Origin of the sequence: Agarivorans sp. JK6 (assembly GCF_045277145.1) — a bacterium.
In the GTDB taxonomy this organism is placed as follows: Bacteria; Pseudomonadota; Gammaproteobacteria; order Enterobacterales; family Celerinatantimonadaceae; genus Agarivorans; species Agarivorans albus.
This window is the reverse complement of sequence record NZ_CP113525.1, coordinates 1,220,139-1,244,447: the sequence shown is the minus strand read 5'-3', so window position 1 is coordinate 1,244,447 and position 24,309 is coordinate 1,220,139. Positions and strand designations below refer to the sequence as shown.

Here is a 24,309-nt window from a genome sequence, read left to right as displayed (position 1 = left end):
ACATAGCCTAAAATTAATCACTAGCTTAATGCACAAAGTACGCCATAAAAACCTTAGCTACTCTATGGTTACAGTTTTAATCATTCGTTTTATCTCAGGAACACAAGATCCACAGTTGGTTCCGGCTTTACAGTGCTTGCCCACTTGCTCTGCACTTTCGCAAGCATGTTCGCTAATCACATCACTAATGGTCTGCTCCCGAACCTGATGGCAAGAACAGACTATTTTACCTAGATCAGGAGCTGGACTGGTGCCAGCCAGCACGCCGCGGCGAATGTTGTCAGACATTGGTTGCTGCAACAACGACTCCAACCAAGAGCTTGCATTAAGCTCACCTCTAGCCGCCACGCTAAAGCTAGAGAACAGCTCGCCCTCAATCACCAAAGCGCTGCGGAAATTCTGTTTGATAGGATCCGCAAAATCTAAGCTTTGCAGCTTGGTTTGCGACATTAAAAAGCCCTTTAGCTTGGCTGCTAGTTCAACTGGGCTACTGCCATCGGCCAAACGATATAAAAGGCCATCTGCCAAACCTTGTTTCACCCAATAATCCGCAGGTAAGGCTTGGCATTGCGCTTTAGTTAAAGGCTTAGCTGTAAGCAAAACCGCCTCACTGGCATATTCCCAAGCCGCCAATTTAACTGGCGTATACTTTGACTCAGGCTGACCAGAAAGAGGATCCACAGAGCTATCAACCACTTGGCTCACTAAACCATCACTTGAATATTGTTCGGTCCAATGAATAGGCATAAATACGTGGCCGGCTTTTTGCCCTTCACTGACTTGAATTCGCACTTTTAGCTGACCAACATTGCTAGATAAGCTCACTATGCTGTTATCACACAAACCTTGGTTAGCTGCATCTTGTGGGTTCACTTCTAATAAAGGCTCAGAGCTATGACTCGTTAACTGCGCAGCCAAACCGGTGCGTGTCATGGTGTGCCACTGATCTCGCATACGGCCAGTGTTTAATACCAAAGGAAAAGCATCGCTAGTAAGCTGCTTAGTTGCTTGGTTTGTCACCGCAATAAGTTGTGCCTTACCAGAGGCGGTAGAGAAACGCCCATCACTGAACAAACTACGATTATCGCTACCCTGTTTACTTACCGGCCAACGCTGCGGCTCAATGGCATCAAAGGCTTGCTGGTCTTTGCCCGACAACTCACTAATGTTAAATAAACGCTCACCACTTTCTGCTAACAGGCCAGATAACGCTGCGTGCTCACTAAATATCTCGGCAGAGCTGGTATAAGAAAATGCTTCAGCAAACCCCATTTTTTGCGCTACTTGGCTTAATAAATACCAATCCGGCTTAGTATCACCTTGCGCCTCTACAAAGGCGCGCTGGCGAGACAACATTCGCTCCGAGTTAGTCACTGTGCCATCACGCTCTCCCCAGCCAGCTGCCGGTAACAGTACATCGGCATAACGGGTTGTATCGGTTTCGGCAATACAGTCTGACACCACTACCATTGGGCAAGACAACAACGCTTCGCGTATTTTTGCAGACTCAGGCAAACTCACCGCCGGGTTGGTGCCCATAATCCAAATAGCTTTAATCTCGCCTTTGGCAACTTTATCAAATAAATCAACGGCTTTATGGCCAGGCTTTTGGCTTAAGTTAGAAGTATTCCAAAAGCCCGCTAAGGCTTCTAAATGCTCCGGTTTGTAGTCTAAATGGCCGGCTAATAGGTTAGATAAAGCGCCCACTTCGCGCCCACCCATAGCATTAGGCTGACCGGTAATAGAAAATGCGCTAGCACCAAGCTTACCTAACTTACCTGTAGCTAAGTGGCTGTTAATAATCGCATTAACCTTGTCTACACCTTGGCTACTTTGATTTACGCCTTGGCTAAACACGGTCACACAACGCTCGTTATTAGCAAACAACTGGAAGAAACGAAGTAGCGCTTCAGGCTCTAAGCCACAGGTTTTGGCTAAGGCAGCTAAATCACCAGCGTCTTCTACAGCACTTGCCACTGCAGCTTCAAAGCCCTCGGTAAACTGGGCGATGTAATCACTATCTAATTTTCCATGCTCACTTAGATAAGCTAATAAACCATTGAATAAGGCTACATCGCTACCGCCATTCAGTGGCAGATGTAAATCTGCAATATCGCAGCTATCGGTTCTACGTGGATCAATCACTACGACTTTTAAGTTTGGATTGGCTTGCTTAGCGCGCTTTAAACGTTGGTAAACAATTGGGTGACACCACGCCAGGTTAGACCCAACCAAGGTCACCAGCTGGGCATGTTCTAAATCTTCATAGCTACCCGGTACAATGTCTTCACCAAAGGCGCGTTTATGTCCAGCAACCGCAGACGACATACATAAACGAGAATTCGAATCGATGTTTGAACAACCAATAAAGCCTTTAATTAGTTTGTTAGCAACATAGTAGTCTTCAGTTAATAGCTGGCCCGAAACATAAAATGCTACCGACTCAGGGCCATGTTCAGCAATGGTTTGGCTGAAGCGAGAGGCTACATAACTTAATGCTTTATCTAAAGATTCTTGATGGCCTTTAATATAGGCATGCTCTAAACGGCCTTGTTTAATCACCGTTTCACCCAGCGCTGAGCCTTTAGAACATAACAAGCCTCGGTTGGCCGGATGGCTCGCATCACCGCGCACTTCTACCGCTCCATTACTTGCTACTTTTGCTTCAACGCCACAGCCCGTTCCACAATATGGGCAGGTGGTCTTAATCCATTGTTGTTGAGACACCACGTAAACTCCTCACCTTATTCTTTGCTGGGCTTTTATTGCCCGCATTTATGCTTAGATACAAAGCAAAAGGCGAACCAATAAAATCCCGCAAAAACCTATTACTTAAGGAGTATAAAAAATCGATAAATTGGCAGAAAAAGCCTAATTTTGAATGCTGAAACAAAATGGCGCACAAGCATGGTGCAAGATGTCCCGAAATTGGGCTTTATTGGAATAGCAGCAAGCATCTCTTTCCAGCTGTTTAAACCTCAATTCTTAAACGAACAGATGCAAAGCGCGAAATGGGGAAGCAATTAAACCAAGCGCCTTATTTACAACAATGGCTAACAAGATATAAAACACAAAACCAGAGCCTTAGCTCTGGTTTCTATGCTTAGTTTACAGCTGGAGAAAAGTAAGATTTTATCCAATCGTAAAGTACTTGTTGGTTAAACTCGGCAAAAGCGATTTGGCTAAAATCACCCGCAGGGTCTTGCTCTTTAAAAGCAAATTTATACAGCACTTGCTCTGGATTTTGATCATGTAAAATCACAATAATTCGCTTGCTGGTTTTTAAGCAATCGATGGTCATCACATCAGCCGGCACGCCATTTTTACGCATGTTACGACTAATGCCTATCACCGGATCGATTTGCGCAAAATCTTGCTGAATTCTTAAATGAGCGCCGTTTGCGATATCAGACAATTTTATTAAGCGCTGTTCACTTGGGCTATTTTCTGCGGTTTGATTTTCCATTTACTAACCTGCCCGTAGCGCCAAAATAGCGGGAATATTTAAGGCCTTGCTGTAAGCAACAAAAGCTTGTTTCTTCTCGGCAATGGCGACTATCGACATCCGATCAGCTAGTTCGTTACCCTCTACTCCAACATGGCCATTTACATGCAATATTTGCAGTGTGTCTTTAAGCTGTTGGTAGCGTTCAAACATTTCCTGAATTAACTGCAGATTCTTAATCTCACCACCAGATTTCTTCCACCCCTTCTTCTGCCACCCTGCAGCCCATTGAGTAATACATTGAATGGAGTATTTAGAGTCACACAAAATCGCCACTCGTAAGCCTTTTGCCAGCTCTTTCTGGGCCATAATCATTGCTTGATTAAGGGCATTTAACTCTGCGGTATTGTTAGTGCCCATGGGGTTATATAAGCCATACCAAAGCTCGGCTAAACGCTCATTGCGGTACAAAGCTAAGCCCGAGCCGGCCTCACCCGGGTTCGGCTCGCAGCCACCGTCGGTATAAATTTTCACTTCTGCGGCTAATTTATTAATTTCCGCAGCAGTATAGGTTTTCACCGTTTGCCCCGACGCTCGTTTACGCGCTGGCGTTGCACCGGAAGCTTTTACGCTAGCACTGGCCTTACCGCCAAAAGCAGCTTCAGCCTCAGCTAAAGTAGGGAAAGACTTGTAACGCGCACCAGCAAACTTATCAATGCTGCGCTTACAGGTGGGCCAATCGTTAAAAATGCCGGTGTCTCGCCCTTGCCATACCACGTAGTACTTTTTAGCCATGTTTGATTCTCTTACTTATTTGCTGGCTAATATAACCAAGCAAGCGGCTGAACACGAAGGAAAACTTAGAATTTATCTAAGCACGAATACTTAACTCAAACTGATTGCAAGTTATCTAGCAAAAACTGACTAAATACCGCCACCTTGTTTGGCATAAAAGCACGAGATGGATAAAGCAACCATATTGCACTATCGCTATTCGCTCCTGTCACTTGCCAATCGCTAAGTACCTGAACTAATTTGCCAGACTTAAGATCCTCGCGAACCGTCCAATCGGCCAACAACGCTAAGCCCATGTCATGGTTCACACACTCTTTGATTGCGGCAGCACTCGATAAACTAAGCGAAGGGGTAATTGCAATCTTTTCGCTAGTTTTACCTCGGCTAAATAACCACTGCTTATTTAGCTCGCGATAAGTAAAACCTACAAGGTTATGGTCGCTAACATCGCAAGGCTGTTGAATCTTAGCGCTCTGCTTGAGGTAAGCCGAACTCGCCACCAGTAAATAATTAACATCCAGTAATTTACGAGCCACCAAGCTACTATCGTTAAGTGCCCCGTGGCGCAACACCAGATCGAATTGCTGAGCAATAAGATCAACTCTGGAGTCGGACAAATCCAACTCTAATTGTATCTTGGGATAGGCTTGCTGAAACTTACCCAGTAGAGGTGCTAATACCAATTGGCCAAAGGAGCTGGATGCGCTCACTCGCAGTAACCCCGAGGGCTGCAAAGTTTCGCCTAAGGCCTCTTGCTGAGCTAAATCAAACTCTTCTAACAAGGGTTCCATACGCAAATAATAACGCTCGGCAGCTTGGGTTGGATTAAGTGTTCGAGTGGTTCGCTGGAACAAACGCAAGCCCAATTCCTCTTCTAAACCGGCAATGGTTCGAGAAATAGAAGACGCTGCTACATTGCGCTGCTTTGCCACTACAACAAAGCTTTTAGCCCGATAAACCGCCACAAAAATTTTCAGCTTAGCAATGTCCATTGGTGCAAAATCCGCATTAATGATTTGCATACAGCCTAGTTTATTGTGCATTTAGATCAACTTAATCTCACTAACTAGAAGCTTAAGGAGATTGGTTGATGCAAAACACTACACACTTTTCAGGGAAAACCGCCCTCATCATGGGCGCGAGCCGTGGCATAGGCCTAGCGACAGCTCAAGTACTCGCAAGCCTTGGTGCCAAAGTGGTACTGGCAGCACGCAATGAGCAAGAAATTGAAAAACAAGCGCGACTCATAAAGCAACAGGGCAAAATTGCCGATGCCATCGCCTGCGATGTAAGCCAATATAGCTCGGTGCTTAATGCGGTCGACTACTGCTTGTCACAGCACGGACAAATCGACTTTCTAATTAACAATGCTGGGGTGATAGAGCCTTTAACAACACTAGTAGAAAGCGATCCTAGTTTATGGGGCTTAGCAGCCGACATAAACTACAAAGGGGTTTATCACGGCATGCGAGCAGTATTGCCACACATGATTAAGGCTAAATCTGGAGTCATTGTTAATCTTAGTTCTGGCGCAGCAAATAGCGCTCTATGGGGCTGGAGCCACTATTGCTCGAGCAAAGCAGCCAGTCAAAAACTCACCGAAGTGGCACAACTAGAAGTGGCTGAACACCACATCCGTATAGTAGGTTTGTCACCTGGTACAGTGGCTACCGACATGATGGCAAGCATCCGTGATTCACAGATTAACGCGGTGAGTAAACTCGATTGGAATAGCCATATTCCAGCCCAGTGGGCTGCCAAAGCAGTCGCGTTTTTGTGTGGGCCAGAAGGACAACAGTTTGCGGGCAGCGACTTCTCGCTAAAATCGGAGCAAGCCAAACGCTTAGTGGGTTTAATTGACTAAATAGCAAAAAAAGCCGCGAAAGCGGCCTTCTAAATTTCAACGAAAAAGTTGCTGTGAGACAAACTAAAATGTGCTCACTTAAGGCGGTGATACAGGGAGTCTTTAAGCTCTGCCCTATCATGTTTTAACTGGTGCATCGCCTCGTCATCTATCGGGCCGCCACGCAGCTCCAATACACGAATTTCTTTATCTAAGGCATTGTAGCGCTTGGTGTCTGCGGCAAACTTCTCATCGCTGCCCGTTAAGGCAGTAATCTTATCTAGCAGTTCTGGAAACTCTTTTGCCAAAGAATGATCTTCACCTAACATAAAAACTCCTTCCCATTTAAACCCGATATGTTGTTTTAGCCTTAGCCAAATTTAGCTAGTTCTTAAAACTTAGCAAATCCGTTGTAAAACACCGTGTTAATTTGTCAGTTAAACTAAATTTTTATCATGATGAAAAATTTACTTGCCCAAACCCAATATATGAAATATCGTATATATGTTTTTTCATATATCTGGTTGCTGCGATGTTATCTGTGTTGTTTTTATGTACCGCAAATGCTGCTCGCTCTCAGTTAGCCGAAGCCTTGGTTAACCAGCGTTACGCCGAGCACTTTATGGCTTATAGTGCGGGCACTCAGCCTAAAGGCATCGACCCTCGCACCATTAAACATTTACAGGCTCAAGGTCTATCTAGCAGCGGCCTACGCAGCAAAACCATTACAGAGCTTGAGCAAGATATTCAGCAACAAACTCATCGCCCTGCTTTATTTAACTTCATCATTACTTTGTGTGACAGCGCTAAACAAGAATGCGCCTTACTGCCAAATGGCGAAGCGATTTTGCATTGGAATTTGCCCGATCCCGCTGGCGAACAAGGCATGGCCTTATTCGAACAGGTATTTAGCGAATTAGAACTACGTTTAGCCGAATTTGTGCGTTTTAACCACAACCCGCAAGCCGCACTGCAAATCGAAGCTATCGATGTATTTAAGCAGTTTAGCGACAATACTCGCTTACAAATTTTGATGCTGATAGAAGATGAGCAGCGCTTGAGCGTTAATCAGCTTTGTACTGCTCTAGAAGTAAGTCAGCCTAAGGTATCGCGCCACCTAGCCTTACTGCGCGAATGTCAGTTGCTGTCTACCACACGCCAAGGCCAGCAGGTGTTTTATCACCTAAATCCCTTATTACCAGAATGGGTGGCGCAAACGCTATCAACTACGCGAGTAGCCAACCCCAGTTATATAAACCAGCCGCTAGCACGCATTAGGCAGCAGGCTAATCCCCAATTAGTTAATCAAGATTAAGGTACTTTTATGTCTTCACATCCTATTTTTGCCGTTGATGTTAGTGACACAGCGCAACTACTGTTAACTCCTTGCCCAGGTACTAAAGGGGTAGATCTTTCTACCTCACTACAACAGCTTTGCTACAAAAATAGCCCGGCACTCATCACCTTAATGACCGAGCAAGAGCTGGCCGATAACAACTTAAGTGAATTACCGAAAACGTCTGTCACTCACGATATGCAGTGGTTCCACCTGCCTTTAGCAGACGACACTGTGCCAGACGAAGCCTGGGAAGAGCAATTTCAAAGCGTGCTGCCGCGCTTTTTACAGCTACTAAACAATGGCATGAACTTAACCATTCATTGTAAAGGTGGCAGCGGCCGCACTGGCTTGCTAGCTGCACGCATTATGCTAGCGCTAGGTTTTGAGCTAGACGATGCCATCGCAAAAATTAAAGCAGTGCGCCCTAACGCATTCAGCGTGCCTGCTCAACAAACTTACATTCAACAATTTGCCAAATAAGAGACTTAGCAATGACCATTAAAGTAGGAATTAACGGCTTTGGCCGTATTGGCCGCCTTGCTCTACGCGCAGCTTACGACTGGCCAGAGTTAGAGTTTGTAATGATTAACGATGTGGCCGGCAATGCCGAAACACTAGGCCACTTGCTCGAGTTTGATTCTGTACAGGGGCGCTGGCACCACGGTGTTGAACACAACGCCGATGGCATTGTTATCAACAACAAAACCATTAAGTGCTACCAAGAAAAAGACTTAAGCAAAGTAGATTGGTCGGGCTGTGATGTGGTACTAGAGTCTACCGGTGTTCACCGTTCTAAAGCCAAATTAGCACCTTACCTCGCCCAAGGCGTTAAACGTGTTGTGGTATCTGCGCCAGTTAAAGAAGAAGGCGTAGCCAACATTGTTGTGGGTGTGAACGACGATATTTTTGATGCTAGCCAGCACCAAATTGTTACCGCCGCATCTTGTACCACCAACTGTTTGGCGCCAGTAATTAAGGTGATTCAACAGCACTTGGGCATTGAGTCTGGCTGCATGACCACCATCCATGATTTAACCAATACCCAAACCATTTTGGATGCACCGCATAAAGACTTACGCCGCGCCCGCGCTTGTGGCATGTCGTTAATACCTACCACTACCGGCAGCGCTAAAGCAATTTGCGACATTTTCCCAGAGCTAGACGGCAAGCTAAACGGCCACGCTGTGCGCGTACCCTTAGCCAATGCGTCTCTTACCGACATGGTATTCACTCTAGAGCGTGATACTAGCGCTGAAGAAGTAAACAGCTTATTTAAACAAGCAGCCGAAGGCGAGCTAAAAGGTATTTTGGGTTACGAAGAAAAACCGCTTGTTTCTATTGACTACAAAGGTGACCAACGCTCTAGCATTGTAGATGCACAATCCACCATGATGGTGGGCAAACGCATGCTTAAAGTGTACGCCTGGTACGACAATGAGATGGGCTACGCAACCCGCACCAGCGAGCTTATTCGCAAAGTTGGTTTAGCAGATAAAGGCTAGGACCTGTAGAACTTTGCTGATGGTTTTTGCAGCAAATTATTCGCCATTTAAGCAAGGCAGAGAGTGTGAAGTTAAGTGGGCTTAATAATCACTCGCTAAGGCTGAATAAATGGCTAATAAATGCTGCCCGAAGGGTTCAGATAAGCGAACTTTACTCTTTGTTGAGCACTTCTCGCTTAGCCCACTAGGCTTCAAAGCGCTCGACGCGATTAAAGCCCGCTTATCTCGAACAAAATGTCAACACCAAAGATCAACAGGCCCTAGGCAAACATGATAAAAGCACTACCTCAACAACTTAAACAATACCTATTAGTTACTTTTAACTATTGGAACTTCACCATTACCGACGGTGCATTGCGCATGTTGGTGGTGCTGTATTTTCACCAGCTAGGTTATTCGGCGATTGCGATTGCCATGCTGTTCTTGTTTTACGAGTTTTTTGGGGTAGTGACCAATTTAATTGGTGGCTGGTTAGGGGCGCGTATTGGTCTTAACCACACCATGAACATTGGCTTGGCCATGCAAATTGTTGCCTTGTTGGCATTGGGTTTGCCCTCTGAGTTTTTATCTATTCCCTTAGTTATGGCAGCGCAAGCCTTGTCGGGCATAGCTAAAGATCTAAATAAAATGAGCGCCAAAAGCTCTATTAAGGGTTTGGTGAGCGGCGACCAACAACATAGCCTGTACAAATGGGTGGCCATTCTTACCGGCTCAAAAAACGCCCTAAAAGGCTTTGGCTTTTTTCTAGGTGGTGCGCTGCTTAACTTAATTGGCTTTCAGCTATCGATGCTGGCTATGGCGGCGGTATTGTTTGTGGTGCTGCTATTAAGCTTAAAGCTGCTGGAAAAAGACTTAGGCAAAGCCAAGAGCAAACCTAAGTTTTCGCAAATATTTTCTAAAAGCCCACAAATCAATATTTTGGCAGCAGCCCGTTTATTCTTGTTTGCTGCCCGCGACGTATGGTTTGTAGTTGCCCTGCCAGTGTACTTAGGTGCCAGCTTAAACTGGTCACACATCGAAACCGGCACCTTTATGGCCGCATGGGTCATCGCCTATGGCGTAGTGCAAGGCTTAGCTCCCAAAATCACCGGCAGCCAATCGGGCAAAGTGCCGGGGCGAGGCGCAGCCTTACTCTGGGCATTATTGCTTAGCATTATTACCGGCATCCTCGCCTACTTAGTGCAACTTGGCTGGCAGCCACAGGCCACCATAATCGTCGGTTTAATGCTATTTGGCATCGCCTTTGCCATTAACTCCTCACTGCACTCTTACTTAGTGGTGAGTTACGCCAGCGAAGACGGCGTATCCATGGACGTAGGCTTTTACTACATGGCCAATGCCATGGGCAGATTAGTGGGTACAGTAATGTCGGGCGTAGTATTTCAAATGGCCGGATTAGCCGCCTGTTTATGGGTAAGTTTTGTGATGTTAGCGATATGCTGTGTAATTAGTGTGGCACTGCCAAAAGGTGGCGAGGGGCAAGTGAGTTAAGCTGGTTCCAATATTGGAGGTGTTAGCTTAAACGTATTTGCAAAGGGGCGGAGCTGCAATACATTAGAAATCTGCCTAGAAAGGACGAATTTCAGCAAACTTGTTATAGACCGCCACCAGCTACATTAGGATACTCTTGAACCCATGGATCTTCATTGCCAGTTTCTTTGTACCACTTAATGGTTTCTTTAAACATTTCAATACCGATATAAATAGCTGCTTCCGAATAACCTTTTCGAGATTGCTCTTCATAAGGATATCGAGATTCTACAAACAGATTATTAAACTTTTCGAGCCATAATTCGTGCCTGTTAAAACCTAGCTTGCGATACAACTCAGGGTCAATTTTTTTAGCCAACTCAGTTAGAAGATGTAGCTTTTTTCCTTTAATTTCATACTGTTCTCCTACGGTATTCCTTCTATTGTTTTCAACGGGTTCAGCTATAAAGCTTTTTAAGATGATTTCCATTGCAATGCCAGCATTAACTACAGCTACGCCGCCTAAGTTTGGTTCATTCCAAAGTAATTTTGCTGCTCTCAAGTAATCTGAGGCTGCTTCTAACATATATGGAGACTGATTCTTATTCATTTGAAATTGACCCAATAGTGCTTAGAGATGCGAAGGCTTTTAGCAAAACGATGACGAACCAGAATACGGTTACTTGATTTGCGTTGTTATACATTTGATATGTAATCTGAAAATTTATCTTTATAACTTTCGGGCCACTCCGAGTATTCAACTCCCCAGAGTTTTTTAGCCTCTATAAATTCAGTATCTAATTCAACTTTTTCACCCACAGCTAAACTAGTTTCGTATTGTTCATAATACAATGAGGCCTCTGAAAGAAACCTTAATTCATCAAATCCATTTTTCTCTCTTTTAGCACATAGCGCAAGCTTCATATAAATTTTGTAGACACTTAAATTAACAAATGCGTGCTGTAACTCTTTGCATTTGTGAGAAAAAGTATTTTTAGCAACACGACTATCCATTGGTATTAAAGTTTCAATGCAATATTTCTCCAACTCATTGTAACGACCAGCTTTCTGGTAATAAGGTATAATTTTTTCAGAACATGATATTTGATGTTCCACGCGTAACTCATTTAACAAATTGATCGCTTCATCATACTTTTTTAACTTAGCTAATGCGCTTGCTTGTTTAACTAGCTCATAAGTATCCACCTAAACTCCTTGGGTAAAAAAAATAACATTTAATCACTACTACCTTGCAAGCTCAGCTACTTTGTGAGCTCGCAGACCTGCTAAATAATTACGATTTAGCCCAATTATACGTCAACTAAACACTCGAAAATAACAACAAGCTCAATAAATTGAGTATTCCCATGTTTGCTCTTCTCTCCCTTTCATTATCGCCGAGTCACGCAAGTACCAAGCGATTAAGCCGAGCAATGTTTGAGCGTAGCGAGTTGCGCAGGCACGCTTGGCACTGAGTAACGAGGAAATAAGATAATGCAGGGCAGCCTTTCTTTTGCTTCGTTTTCTTTGGCTGTTCAAAGAAAATGACGTCGCCGACAGGCGAAACTAACCACTGTAGTCTATTGTCAGCTCCCCTTCATTATCGCCGAGTCACGCAAGTGCCAAGCGATTAAGCCGAGCACTGTTTGAGCGTAGCGAGTTGCGCAGGCGCGCTTGGCACTGAGTAACGAGGAAATAAGATAATGTGGGGCGACTTTTCTTTTTGCTTCGTAAGCTTTAGTTGAACAAAGCTTATGACGTCGCCGACAGGTGAAACCATCACCCTTTGTAGACAAACGAAACCAACAAAAAAACGGGCTGCAGCCCGTTATAAGTTAAACCCAGTTGCACAATACTTAATTGCTTAATTCATTGGTAAACGTTGCGTTTGGCATTGGGTTCTCACCTAGCACTACTCGCTTGGCTACACCGGTATCAAACATATCAAAACTGTAGCTTTCTACCGCAAAGGTATGAGCGCGATCTAACATCATAGTTTTGTTAGTGCGGTCGGTGAATACAGTCCAAAGCGTTGGGAAAGTTGCGTTATCGGCATAGGGATCTTGCTGATTGTAGCCAGAGAACGCAGCCGCTTGGGTGGCTTTCATTGAGATAAGCGCTTGCTGGCTATCGGTAACATTACGCTGATATAAATCTTCGGTGCTTAGTTTGGCACGCAAGCGACGGTCGGCAGCACGAATAGTGGCATTAGGTTCTAACTGTTCTTTATCTAGGTTTAAGTGAAAGTCAAAGGCTGGATCGTTGCTCATATAACTGGCACCATGCTCGTTATATATCTTCATTTCGCCGCCAATATACTCTACAACCGCTACATCGCCCGATGCATCTACCAATTGAAAATGTACTGGCGGGTAAATCGCTTCTTCTTCATGGCCTGGTATGCCAGTAATACCGGTAGGTATTACCTCTACAGCTTTTAAGCCTTCTAGCGCTTCGGCTACCGTAGCAAAGTTATCTAAAACATAGTTTGGTACTTCGCCTGCATCGACGTTAGGCACCTCGGCAGTGTCGTCTTGAAACTGCGTTCCGGCTGCCGTACCTAAATACAAGATGCGCGCTTCTAAGCCTTTTTCATTGATGCCTTCGGCAACAGTACCATGAGCAAATGATTCAATTTTAATGGCTGCATATTTTGCTTTGCTGCTTACGCCGTCGGTTTTGCTGTAGCTAGCCTCTATGCCGCGACCTTTGCCTACTACCGTGGCGTTGTCGTAACCGTTCCAGTCCATGGTGCGCATGGTCACTTGTGCTTCACCATTGCGGTAAGCAGCAGTTGTGCATGCCTTAGCAGTTTGCATAATGCCGAAGGTAGAAGCTGCGATAGTAAGTGCGATAAGTGTCTTGTTCATAATGTTCACCTTTCTTAATTAGTATCTGTTGCGTTGATGGGTGTAGATTAACGGCAAAACCAAAAAAGCTTTAACTAGCACCTTTCAGTATTACTTACAGCTTGTTAAGACGAGACAATGAACACTTGGGGAGTAATCAAGCTCAAAAATTGAGCTAAAGCAATGCATCAAAAATAAGGTAGTAATTTGTCAGTAGCCTTTCTCAGTGTTTGCTAAAGTTTAAATGAGTAATCTAATTGTTGTTGGTAATGACAAGTAACCAGTCGCTAGGGGCAATAATGGTCGTTGATGAATCTTCATTCCAAAAAGTTAAAGATTTTGCCCCACAGGCTTGGTCTATTAATTTACAAAACAACGACTTTACTTGCCCTCATCAACTTATTGCGATGCTGGGTTACCCTAACCAATCGGTGCTCACCCTTTCGCAGCTATTTGCAGCCTTTGAGAAAACCCAATTATCTTTACTTAAAAAGCATATTCGCCAAGTCATCGATACGGGTAAGCCAATTATTCAAACTGCTATATTAAATGCCTACCAACATCGCTACATTGCTGAGATTGTCATTAATCCCCTACCAAAAAATGACAAGGTGATTACTGGTACCATTGAGTTAAAACAGTACTTTCTTACCAAACAGCAGGAACTCGCATTTTTAAAACGGGTTTTTGCTCAAGCTCATGAAGGCTTAATGATTGCCGACATCAATCACACCATATTGATGGTGAACGAGGCAATGTGTAATAACACTGGCTACCCAGAACATGAATTGCTGGGCCAACCCGCATCGATACTTAAAAGTGGCCGCTATACCAAACCGTTTTATCAAAAACTGTGGGGCCACGTAGACGAGAAAAAAATTTGGACCGGCGAGCTATTAGCAAAAACCAAACAAGGTGAGGTATACGCTCACGAAGCGCGCATTCAACGTATTGATTTACCTAATGAAGACCATGTTTATGTCTCATCTAGCCACCGCTTAGATACCTCTACCGATTTATGGGACGAAGACGATCCCAACGCTAACTCAAAAGTGCATGTTCCATACAAAAACGCATTTAACAAAAAGCTAAATGCCGACTACAAGCAGCTTAGCAATGAAGTAACCATAGTTGGCTTAGTATTTAGCGTTAGCCTTGCACAAGCCACCAGCACAATAACCCGCCAATGGTTGGTGGCGCAGCGCTTTAGTCAGCTAAGCCAACGTGGGCATTTAGGCATACTTAATGAAAAAATGTTTGCGGCTTATTGGGTTGTGCCCAAGCAAATGGAAGACATTGAACAAACCTTAAAAAGCGCCCTCGCTGCGCTAGAAGGCCACAACAGTTATGAAGATATTGGCCTGTCGGCTACCGTACATGGCGGAGCCTCGGTGTTACAGATAGATGCGTCTTCGCCTTCGCAGATGTTGGCACATGCTAGCCAAGCGCTAATTGCTAACAGCCAAGGCAACGATTCTTCCTTGTATTATTATGACCGGCGCTTGTCTAAGCGCTTTAACCGAAAAGCCACCTTGGCCACCTTACTAAGGCAAGCCCTAGCGGCTAATCAAGTAGAAGCCTATTACCAACCCATTGTTGCATTACCCGAGCTAAAAATAGTTAAATTTGAAGCGCTATGCCGAGTAAAGTTAGACACCAAACTCCCCTACAGTGTGCAAGAGCTAATTGAAATAGCGGAAGAATATAACTGGATTGATCAAATAGACGCCGCGGTTACCAAACAAGCCTTACACGATTTACCACTGCTGCAACGCCACTACCACGACAACAACATTGGCATGTCGATTAATCGCTCGGTAGTTAATGATAGGGTTTCCCATTGTTGCTTGGCAGATACCTTAAATATTTTTGAAGCCAGTGATATTGATTTAAGCCTAATCACTTTAGAGCTTACCGAATCGGCTTATTTTGACGACTCTTATTACCACTCTGAATGGTTAGATAAGCTTAAAGCACATAACATTGCCATTGCCTTAGATGATTTTGGAACAGGCTATTCGTCGTTCTCTTATCTGCGGCAAATTCCGGTAAACATTGTGAAAATTGATCGCTCGTTTGTTTCTGGTTTAACCGAGGAATCTAACGAATTTTCGATGATCGACATGCTGTGCAAGCTTACCCACAAAATGGGAGGTAAGGTGATCGCCGAAGGCGTAGAAACCCAACAAGAGCTCTACCTATTATCCAAGTTAAATGTAGATATGCTGCAAGGTTATATTTTTAGTAAACCACGTAGCCTAGAACAAACCTTAAGCTGCCATAACGACCCGGTTTATATGCCGCTGTCACAGCACTTATATCACGACAACATTGTGAACGCGCAAACCATAATGCGTCGTGACTTCCCCAAAATTGGCCCCGACCAAAAGCTCAGCGTGGCACTAGAAAAATTTGAACGGCATCAAACCAGACATTTACTCGTGATCGAACAAAGCCACTGTTTAGGCGTGCTGCAACAAAGTGATGTAAGCGCCGCCATTAGCCCGTATCTCAATACCAAAGGTGAACAAAACCGCGACCTAATGACCTTAAATAAACGCGTCCATCAGGTAATGAGTAAAGATTTTCTGCAAGTAAGTTTAGAGACTTCATTCGATCAGCTGTTTGAGCAATTTGTTAATCAACCCTACACCGTAGTAGCAGTAACCGGCCCCAACGGCGTGTGTTTAGGTTTAATATTGTTGGAAGACATGTTGCTAAAACACCGCGAGCACCAAAGCAGCCACTAAAACGTCTAGTTTTGTCAGCGAGTACTGCTTTAAGCACACTCTTTGCGGTAAACTTTTAGCCTAGAAATGATAATTGAGCAGTGGCCAACATGGACTATTTAGCGCTAAACAAAGCGGCTTGGGACAAACGTACCGAGCTTCACGTAGATTCTGATTTTTATGATGTAAATGGATTTCTCGCTGGGAACAGTTCGCTCAAGTCTATTGAGCGCGAGCTCATGGGCGATGTTAGTGGTAAAAAGCTGTTACACCTGCAATGCCATTTTGGCTTAGACAGCTTATCTTGGGCGCGCTTGGGCGCCGAGGTTACCGCTGTTGATCTTTCTAGCGAGGCGATTAAGCGCGCTGAAGAACTGGCAGAAAAAACAGGCTTAAAGGCCGAGTTTATTTGTAGCGATGTATATGCTTTTGGCGACAATAATCAAACCACTTATGACTGGGTATTTGTGTCTTACGGCGCGCTATGTTGGCTACCCGACATCACTCGCTGGGCTCAAGTAATTGCAAACAGCTTAAAACCCGGCGGCAAGCTTTGTTTAGCTGAGTTTCATCCGGTTCATGATTTAGTCAGTGGTTATGGTTACTTTCACCGTGATGAAGCAGATTTAGATGAAGAAGGCACTTATACCGAAAACGACGATGGCGAAGAGAGCCCAATGCTAACCTGGGGTCATCCCTTGTCTGATGTAGTAAATGCACTGATTCAGGCTGGCTTAAACATCGAGTTGTTAAACGAATACGATTACAGCCCATATAACTGTTTTGAAGATTTAACCGAGCGCGCGGCCGGCGAGTTTGTTTATGAACTCGAGCACTATAACTCGCCACTTGTTTACGCCATTGTTGCCAGCAAAAAGTAAGTAACCTGAGCTCAGGATAATAAACTGGTTTCTAGCGGCTATTTTTACTTATTTCGGTGTTGAAGCTACTTGCAATAGACTAGCTATTGGCGCGCAGCTTCGTCTTGAACTAAGTAAAACTATCTCGCCAGAAACATGAAGCTAGATTAAGTACAGGCTAGCAGAGTTATCGTCACTTCCTTATCCCGAGTTCAGGTTAAGTATTAAAAACAACAAAGACGAGCCATGCAGCTCGCCTTTTTTATTACAATGTTGGCTTTTAATCGTTGTCGCTAATGTTTACCCAAGTGCTGGTAATGTTACCTAGTTGGGCAGGACGAGCCGAGAATAAGTAAACCTTAAAGCGTTCGTCACCTTCTTTGCGCTTATCATCAACGATTTTTGCGCTCACCGTTTTAACGCCACTTTCACCTTCGCTCCATTGTACACGTTGGAAAAACGGCGCGCGGTAGTCAAACCAATTAGCAGACGATGGCAATACCAATACCCACGCACTAACAGTAGTGCTGGCTTCACCATTTAACACCAGCGGGATGGTAATGTTGCCAGCAGACTCAGCAACGTTCATTTGCTCAAACTGCATGGCTACACTTAATGGCGTGTTGTCTTCAATAATCAGCTCAACTTGCGGCAAGGCTAAACTGGCCGCACCCTGCTCTATGCTTAGCTGCAAATAGGCGCGCTCTGTTCCCTCTACTAGCTCGTCGGTGTACGCAGCGATGTTTAGCTCACGGCTACTCATATCACCATCAAGCCAAGTTAGTTCGCCACTTAGCAATGCTAAATCTTGCTCATAGGCAGAACCCGCAACTACTTGGTACTTAAGCACTACATCGCCAAAATCACCAGCTAAACGCTCTATCGTTAACGAGCCATTGCTGCCTTCGGCAATGGTGAGTTCAGTCGCTGTGCTAATAGTGCCCGCGCTGCGCATATCTAAGGCAATGATGACGGGATCATGATCCGATGCGCGATAAGCATGTGGCGCATAAAAGTTAGTAATTTGCGCGTCAGACTTATACTCGGTGTTGTAATCTAAACCCGTTGGTTCGTCGGCATTAATATGCCAATCGGTGGCATCTAGCACTCGCGATGTTAAGGCCGAATCGGCCAAGGCGTGGTCTAAACTGCCTGCTTCTTCATCGTAGTAGTAGGAGTAACTGTTTGCTTCAAACAGTGGTACTAGGTTAGTAAAGCCGGCCGTTTCAAAGGCTAAAATTGGGTCTTCTTTGGCATACGCGTTAAAGTCTCCCAACAACAATACCTGTTGTTTTTCGGCAAAAAACTGGCTCAGTGTTTGCGCCGCTAAGGTGCGCTGACCATTACAATTGCCCTGACCATCTCCCATGTCTGGGTCGCCTAAGGCATTACAGTTACTGCCCTTAGATTTAAAGTGGTTAACTGCAACATAAAAGCGCTCGCCGCCATCTACCATGCTAAATTGCTGCACTAAAGGAACACGGTGCTTAGCAGTTACGTCGTCAAAGGGATAAGCATTAATTAACTGCGCATCACCATAAACTTGCACAACACTTGGTTGGTAGATTAAACCTACCGTGATCATATCGTTGCCAATACGTTCACTTAAAGGCTTCACTACGGCGTAATGTTGTTGCTCGGGCAGCTGAACATTAACCGCATCCACTAAGTTTTGAATTGCGCTAGCCTCATCAAAACCGTTATTTTGCAGCTCCATTAAGCCTACAACGTTGGCATTCATAGCGACTAAGGCCGACACCAATTTAGCCCGCTGACGTTCAAACTCTTCAGCAGTATCCGCACCACGAAAATCAGTCGCATTGTCGATGTCTAAATCGGTAAAAAAGTTAAGCACGTTAAAGCTTGCAACAGTTAAGTTGCCCAGCTCGTCTAGTTCTGGCTCGGTGGTTCTTGCGTTTGCATCGATAAAGTTAGGTACTACCGTAGGCTGCACCCGAAACTGGCCGAAACTGTAATTAATAACACCTTCAACATTGCTAACTTGCGAACCAGCGCGCAGGCTATTTAAGGCCGAGAAATTAGGGAAGTAGGCTATATCATCGGGATTTTGCGAACTTAAACCATCATCCAATACCAAGCGATTAAGCTGGTTAGCCAAGGCTAAAGCTTCGGCTTCTGGCGTATTAGCAGGGTAAACCTGAGTAGACTTAAAGCGCTTACCTAAGGACAACACCGTTTCGCCATAGCGATTAAAGGTGTAGGCAGGCGTGGCGTGTAAGGTTTGTGGCAGCACCACACGCATGCCTTCTAGGTGATAAAGATCCGCATCCACCAAGGGTAGGTTTAGACTGGTTGCGCTAGGTAGCGCTTCTTCGCCACACACAATTAAGTCGCTTACATCTTTAAGCTGATTACCACCGCTGTAAGTGGCTACAGTTGCTTTTACGCGTACTCGTTGGCCTAGCGAAACGTCATCTGCGTAGTGGTAAACAAATATCCCTTCAGAAGTTTGAGGGTCTGCGTCCCAGTTAGCATCGGCATGCTGTATAAAAAAGCCAGATAATTGATTGTTATTAGCATCGCCTTGGAAGTCACCCACTACAACAGCTTCAACCACCACCTCTTGGTCTAATAAATTGGCTGAGCGAATGCTATTAATTGTAGTGCTTGTATCACCACATTGGCCAATTTCTGAGATTGGAGGGTCAATTGGCCCGCCATCGTCATCGCAAGCATCTTGGCCAATGCAGCCTAGGCCATCAACGGTGTTTGTTGCGTAGTTGAACCAGCGAGAAGAAATCACAAATTCTTGGCTGTTGTCGTTATCAGGGCTGCTTTCATCAAGGCGACGCAAGGTTTGATTTTGCGTTGAAGCGCCGCCATCGGTCCAAGTTTGACGCACGCCAATTTGACCAACACGATCAAGCAATACATCGCTGGCAAACAAGCCAACTGCATCATCACCATTAAAGTTAATCACACTTGACTCAATGCCCACACCAGGGGGAATTAGGGCATTGTCGTTATTGCCAATCACCGCATTGCTGTTCACAAATACTAAGGTTTCGCCTGGCGCTAAGTTGCCACTTAACGCTTGGGTATTTGTGGCAATGCTTGCTCCATTGGAAAACAAGCGCAGCTGATAATCACCAGCGCTTAGATCGACCGTTTGATCACCATAGTTCGCAATTTCAATTGCCTTGTTAAAGCTACTACCTTCTATATATTCACTAATTAGTACATTCGCTTGCGCGCTAGTACCTAAGGCACATAGGCCTACTAACATAAAATTTCTGGGGTTCATATTACTCGTCCCTGAGACCATAAGAATGCCGCACACAGCGGCGCCATTAACTGGTCTAGCCTGACGAAACTTAATGACAAAAAAACATAAAAATGACGAACAAAATGTGACAACTCAGTGACAGTTTTTTGAAGTTAAAGCTCTAAATTTGCCTTAAGCTGAGTGATTAAACACTTTTGTTGTCGCAGAATTAATGAAGAAATTTAGACTTCAAAAACTACATATTGGCTCTAACAAATAGAAACGGCCACACCAGGCAAGGTTTAATAAAGTGGATGAACAGCGATAGCCTTACACCTTAGCAATCTTTAATTCGCCTTCGTCAGCATGCAGGTAACGCTGCGCCATAAATGCCACCGCCGACAGTGAGCAAACACTTACCAACACAATGCCCTGCCAGCCCCAAGCTGCAAAGAAGGGTTGCATTAATGCGCCGCCACTTGCCGCACCAATATAATAACTAATCGTATAAAGAGCTGATGCACTGGCCTTAGCTTGTGTGGCATGTTGGTTTACCCACGCGCTGGCTTGAGCATGGCAGAAAAAGAAGCCCATTGAAGAGACCACCATTGCCAATAACAACATCCTTAGCTCACCAAACAGACTTAATAAACTGGCGATAGTCATCACCAATAAACCCAGCACTATGCAACTTTTACCGCCGTAACGTTGCGCAATTCGCCCCGCCGAGCTGGCAGTAAATGTGCCGCCTAGGTAACTAAGAAACAATAACGACGTAAGGCTAGCTGGCAGCGAAAATGGCGCTTCGGCCAAAATAAAAGTGAGGTAAGAGAACTGGTTTATGAACACCCCAAAACCAATGCCTCCCACTAAGTAAGCACATACTAACTGCGAGTTGCGCATATGCCGTTTATAGTTAGCGAGACTTTGACACAAGCGCCAGCGACCTAAGATTTTAGCTTGTTCTGCTGGCAGTAGCATTACCACTGCTAAGGCCATTAACAAGCTAAGCAAGGCAACTACCATAAACGACATCTGCCAAGAGCCCAGCAAGTCGGCACTCCAGCCCCCAAGTAAACGCCCACCAATTCCACCTAAAGAGTTGGCAGCGATAAAAATACCCACCGCTTTAATCAAGGCTTGCGGATCTAATTGCTCTGCTAAGTAAGCAATCGCTACTGCTGGAACACCAGCCAAACAAACACCCTGCAGAAAACGCAAAGCTACAATGGCATAAAACGATTGGGAATGCGCCAAGCCTATTAATAAACTTAAACAAGGGACTAATGCGATAGAGAACAGCAGAATCTTGCGCCGACCCACAGCATCAGATAAGGAAGCTAACAACAGTAAACCTAATGCCATGCCTAACATGGCTGCAGATAACATAGCACTGGCGGCCAACGCCGATACCTGATATTCGCTGGCAAACATAGGCAACAGCGGTTGCACCAAGTAAAGGTTAAAAAAGGTGACCAATGAAGCCGCAGACACTGCTGCGGTTACTTTCCAAAAGCCCTTACTGTTTTGCTGATACTGCATAGCCAACTCAATCAATAGCGATAAGTTAATGCTATGCCTGCGCTACCAATAAATAAAATATATTAGTATTATCACTGTGATAACTTTTATTTATGGATATGCAAATGGAACTGCGACAACTGCGACAATTTGTAACGGTAGTAGAGTTAGCTAGTTTTACCGCCGCGGCTAAACACTTGGGCATTGCCCAGCCAGCCATTAGCGCTACCATAAAAAAGTTGGAACAGCAGCTCTCCATTCAATTGCTACAACGCAATGAGCGTAAAGTAAGCTTAAGCGCCGAAGGCCAAGTTCTTTATCAGCACGCAATACAATTGCTAAAACAAGCCGAAGATGCCGAACAAGCCATGCAATCTTTAAAAGGCTTAGAGAGCGGTACAGTCACCATTGGCATTCCTAGCATGATGGGCTCTTACTTCTTCCCGCCGTTACTCATGGGCTTTAAAAGCCTCTACCCACAACTAAATTTGTCGGTGATAGATGCAGGTACCGAGTTGGTGAGAAAAAAACTACTGAGTGGCGAATTAGATTTAGGCATTGTAGTCACCCACGATGTACCACCCGAGCTACATTGCGAACCAATTTACAAAGGAGAACTGCTAGCTTGTTGCAGCCAAGATAACCCGCTAAGCCAACAAAACAGCATTAGCCACCAAGAGTTTTTAGACCATGAGTTGGTGCTATTTAGAGAGGGCTACTTTCACCACAAGGTGATTGAGCAAATAAGTCGTGAGCAGCAGCGAGTGCCGCAGGTCTCTTTTCAAACCAACTTAATACCTTTAATTAAATCGATAGTGGCACGAGATTTTGGCATCACCACCCTGCTTAGCATGGTGGTGCAACCGGGCGACGCCCTGCACTCATTAAGCTTTAATCCGCCGTTTTTTCTTGAACTGGGCTTAGCTTGGCGTCGCGACGCCTATATGTCTCGCGCCAATCAGCGCTTCAAAGATTTTGTATTAGAGAACTGCAAACTGACCGAGGCATAATCAAAAATCCAGAAAACGCAGCAACTACCATTGCGAATTTTTACCGATATACTTAAGCCAGAAACCTAATCAAGGATGAATGTGTGCCTAACGAAACAAGCAAACAAAGCCCAATGCAGCAGCGGCTTTATGAGATAATTTTTGGTTATAACTCAAAAGCCGGTAAACGCTTTGATCTGCTGTTAGTCGTCGCCATAATCACCAGCGTAAGTGTGGTTATCTTAGATTCGGTCAGTGAGTTCGAGCAGCTCTACCATACTTGGTTTATCGCTTTAGAGGTGGTATTTACCTTGTTTTTCACCCTTGAATATATCGCTCGCTTGTACTGTTCTCCCCAGCCTAAAGAGTACGCCAAAAGCTTTTATGGCATTGTTGATTTACTGGCTATTCTACCTACCTATTTAGCGCTGCTTTACCCTGCTGCCCAAGTTATGCTGCTATTTCGTTTACTGCGTATATTACGAATTTTGCGGGTACTTAAGTTAGTGCGCTATATGAGTGAGGCCAACGTGCTACTGCGCGCCTTAATGCTGGCAAGGCGTAAGATTTTAGTGTTCTTATTCTGTATTTGCTTAATTACCACCATTTATGGTGCCTTAATGTATGCCATTGAAGGGCCCGAAAACGGCTTTACCAGTATTCCGAAGAGCATCTATTGGGCGATTGTTACCATTACCACCGTGGGTTATGGCGATATCTCCCCTGCCACACCATTAGGACAAGCGCTGGCGGCCTTAGTAATGATAACCGGTTTTGCCATTATCACCGTACCAACCGGCATTGTGGGTGCAGAGTTAGTAAACGAGATGCGCAGAGAGCAGCGCGAACATCGTTGTTTGCATTGTGAGCGCGCAGGTCACGACCATGATGCAGACTACTGTAAACACTGCGGCGCAAGTCTGTTAGAGGAATCATAAAATTGTATTGTTCAGGCATTAGTCTGCTGGGCTAAACTGAATTACATAATTTAATAACGGTAAATCTATAGTGATTATTGTAGGGCATCGCGGCGCAGCAGGCAGCGCACCAGAAAACACTTTAGCAGGTTTAGACCGAGCTGCAGAGCTAGGTTTAAGCTGGGTCGAATTTGATACCTTTTTGGCAAGCGATCACCAAGCTATAGTATTTCACGATGAAAACTTAGACCGCTGCACCCACAGCAGTGGCAAAGTGGCTGAGCACAACTTAGATCAATTGCTAACCATCGATGCTGGAGTTAAGTTTGCACCAGAGTTTATTGGCCAACAAATCCCAAGCTTGCGCCAATATTTAATACACGCCAAACAATTAGGTTTGAAGCTAAATTTAGAGCTTAAGTATCACCAACAGCCCCGCCAACAGCTTGCCGAAGCGGTGCTAGAAGAGATTGAGCACTGTAATTTTCCCTTAAGCGATTTGCTGATATCCAGCTTCGATCATCAAATTTTGTTGTTTTTACATAAACATGCCAAGCAATTAGAGCTCGCCCAGCTTTATGAAGCCCCTCCAGAAAACTGGCGACAACAACTCGCAGACATAAATGCCGTTGCTTGCCATTGCAATTATCAAAAGCTGAGTGTCGCCCAAGCTAAACAAATCAAACTGGCGGGTTATCGTTTGTCTACATACACTGTAAATGAGCCCACCGAAATCACCGCATTGTTACCATGGTTGGATATGGTTATTAGTGACTTTCCTGAGCGATTTTTATAGTCCCTAAGTATGTGGAAAGTTTGCATAC

20 protein-coding genes are annotated in these 24,309 nt (G+C 44.8%); 10 read left to right on the top strand and 10 right to left on the bottom strand.

Annotation, left to right across the window (positions count from 1 at the left end):
* Positions 1-57: 57 nt before the first annotated feature.
* The 4 genes from OV592_RS05865 to OV592_RS05850 all read right to left on the bottom strand — a co-directional run bounded on the left by OV592_RS05865 (position 58) and on the right by OV592_RS05850 (position 5,283).
* A complete protein-coding gene (locus OV592_RS05865; RefSeq protein ID WP_406610738.1) occupies positions 58-2,727 on the bottom strand; it encodes a molybdopterin-dependent oxidoreductase in 2,670 nt (889 codons plus the stop codon).
* Between the two features lie 376 nt (positions 2,728-3,103).
* Complete coding sequence (locus OV592_RS05860) at positions 3,104-3,466, bottom strand: hypothetical protein (RefSeq protein ID WP_406610737.1); 363 nt, start codon at positions 3,464-3,466, stop codon at positions 3,104-3,106.
* A 3-nt stretch (positions 3,467-3,469) separates the two neighbouring features.
* Entirely contained in the window at positions 3,470-4,240 is a 771-nt protein-coding gene (locus tag OV592_RS05855; protein ID WP_406610736.1) for a viroplasmin family protein, read from the bottom strand.
* Positions 4,241-4,335: 95 nt separating this feature from the next.
* The gene (locus OV592_RS05850) at positions 4,336-5,283 is read right to left on the bottom strand and encodes a LysR substrate-binding domain-containing protein (protein WP_406610735.1); all 948 of its coding nucleotides are present in this window, start codon (positions 5,281-5,283) and stop codon (positions 4,336-4,338) included.
* 47 nt (positions 5,284-5,330) lie between these two features.
* On the opposite strand from OV592_RS05850, the gene OV592_RS05845 reads away from it, so the two are divergent.
* Positions 5,331-6,104 carry an SDR family oxidoreductase gene (locus OV592_RS05845; protein ID WP_406610734.1) on the top strand — a complete coding sequence of 258 codons (774 nt, stop codon included), beginning with the start codon at positions 5,331-5,333 and terminating at the stop codon, positions 6,102-6,104.
* A gap of 74 nt (positions 6,105-6,178) precedes the next feature.
* On the opposite strand, the gene OV592_RS05840 is transcribed toward OV592_RS05845, so the two are convergent.
* Positions 6,179-6,412 carry a YdcH family protein gene (locus OV592_RS05840; RefSeq protein ID WP_016403794.1) on the bottom strand — a complete coding sequence of 78 codons (234 nt, stop codon included), beginning with the start codon at positions 6,410-6,412 and terminating at the stop codon, positions 6,179-6,181.
* A gap of 203 nt (positions 6,413-6,615) precedes the next feature.
* Between OV592_RS05840 and OV592_RS05835 the strand changes: the two genes are divergently transcribed.
* The 4 genes from OV592_RS05835 (at position 6,616) to arsJ (ending at position 10,415) form a co-directional block, all read left to right on the top strand.
* Positions 6,616-7,398 carry a metalloregulator ArsR/SmtB family transcription factor gene (locus OV592_RS05835; protein WP_406610733.1) on the top strand — a complete coding sequence of 261 codons (783 nt, stop codon included), beginning with the start codon at positions 6,616-6,618 and terminating at the stop codon, positions 7,396-7,398.
* 9 nt (positions 7,399-7,407) lie between these two features.
* A complete protein-coding gene (locus OV592_RS05830) occupies positions 7,408-7,902 on the top strand; it encodes a tyrosine-protein phosphatase (RefSeq protein WP_406610732.1) in 495 nt (164 codons plus the stop codon).
* Positions 7,903-7,913: 11 nt separating this feature from the next.
* The gene (locus tag OV592_RS05825; RefSeq protein ID WP_406610731.1) at positions 7,914-8,924 is read left to right on the top strand and encodes an ArsJ-associated glyceraldehyde-3-phosphate dehydrogenase; all 1,011 of its coding nucleotides are present in this window, start codon (positions 7,914-7,916) and stop codon (positions 8,922-8,924) included.
* A gap of 270 nt (positions 8,925-9,194) precedes the next feature.
* The gene (gene arsJ, locus OV592_RS05820; RefSeq protein ID WP_406610730.1) at positions 9,195-10,415 is read left to right on the top strand and encodes an organoarsenical effux MFS transporter ArsJ; all 1,221 of its coding nucleotides are present in this window, start codon (positions 9,195-9,197) and stop codon (positions 10,413-10,415) included.
* A gap of 103 nt (positions 10,416-10,518) precedes the next feature.
* Here arsJ and OV592_RS05815 read toward each other — a convergent pair whose 3' ends face one another.
* From OV592_RS05815 to OV592_RS05805, 3 genes are all read right to left on the bottom strand, one after another.
* A complete protein-coding gene (locus OV592_RS05815) occupies positions 10,519-11,004 on the bottom strand; it encodes a hypothetical protein (protein ID WP_406610729.1) in 486 nt (161 codons plus the stop codon).
* 86 nt (positions 11,005-11,090) lie between these two features.
* Positions 11,091-11,600 carry a hypothetical protein gene (locus OV592_RS05810; protein WP_406610728.1) on the bottom strand — a complete coding sequence of 170 codons (510 nt, stop codon included), beginning with the start codon at positions 11,598-11,600 and terminating at the stop codon, positions 11,091-11,093.
* A gap of 650 nt (positions 11,601-12,250) precedes the next feature.
* Positions 12,251-13,264, bottom strand: a complete 1,014-nt coding sequence (locus tag OV592_RS05805; RefSeq protein ID WP_406610727.1) for a linear amide C-N hydrolase — start codon at positions 13,262-13,264, stop codon at positions 12,251-12,253.
* A 248-nt stretch (positions 13,265-13,512) separates the two neighbouring features.
* On the opposite strand from OV592_RS05805, the gene OV592_RS05800 reads away from it, so the two are divergent.
* Both OV592_RS05800 and OV592_RS05795 read left to right on the top strand, forming a co-directional pair.
* The gene (locus tag OV592_RS05800; RefSeq protein WP_406610726.1) at positions 13,513-15,993 is read left to right on the top strand and encodes an EAL domain-containing protein; all 2,481 of its coding nucleotides are present in this window, start codon (positions 13,513-13,515) and stop codon (positions 15,991-15,993) included.
* 89 nt (positions 15,994-16,082) lie between these two features.
* Complete coding sequence (locus OV592_RS05795; protein ID WP_406610725.1) at positions 16,083-16,853, top strand: class I SAM-dependent methyltransferase; 771 nt, start codon at positions 16,083-16,085, stop codon at positions 16,851-16,853.
* A 259-nt stretch (positions 16,854-17,112) separates the two neighbouring features.
* Here OV592_RS05795 and OV592_RS05790 read toward each other — a convergent pair whose 3' ends face one another.
* Both OV592_RS05790 and OV592_RS05785 read right to left on the bottom strand, forming a co-directional pair.
* Entirely contained in the window at positions 17,113-20,097 is a 2,985-nt protein-coding gene (locus OV592_RS05790) for an ExeM/NucH family extracellular endonuclease (protein ID WP_406610724.1), read from the bottom strand.
* Between the two features lie 291 nt (positions 20,098-20,388).
* Complete coding sequence (locus tag OV592_RS05785; RefSeq protein WP_406610723.1) at positions 20,389-21,600, bottom strand: MFS transporter; 1,212 nt, start codon at positions 21,598-21,600, stop codon at positions 20,389-20,391.
* A 104-nt stretch (positions 21,601-21,704) separates the two neighbouring features.
* Between OV592_RS05785 and OV592_RS05780 the strand changes: the two genes are divergently transcribed.
* From OV592_RS05780 to OV592_RS05770, 3 genes are all read left to right on the top strand, one after another.
* Positions 21,705-22,589 (top strand): LysR family transcriptional regulator, encoded by an 885-nt coding sequence (locus OV592_RS05780; RefSeq protein WP_406610722.1) that lies wholly within the window; start codon positions 21,705-21,707, stop codon positions 22,587-22,589.
* A gap of 83 nt (positions 22,590-22,672) precedes the next feature.
* Positions 22,673-23,506, top strand: coding sequence for an ion transporter (locus tag OV592_RS05775; protein ID WP_406610721.1), 834 nt, complete (start codon positions 22,673-22,675; stop codon positions 23,504-23,506).
* A gap of 70 nt (positions 23,507-23,576) precedes the next feature.
* Positions 23,577-24,281, top strand: a complete 705-nt coding sequence (locus OV592_RS05770; RefSeq protein WP_406610720.1) for a glycerophosphodiester phosphodiesterase family protein — start codon at positions 23,577-23,579, stop codon at positions 24,279-24,281.
* Positions 24,282-24,309 lie beyond the last annotated feature (28 nt).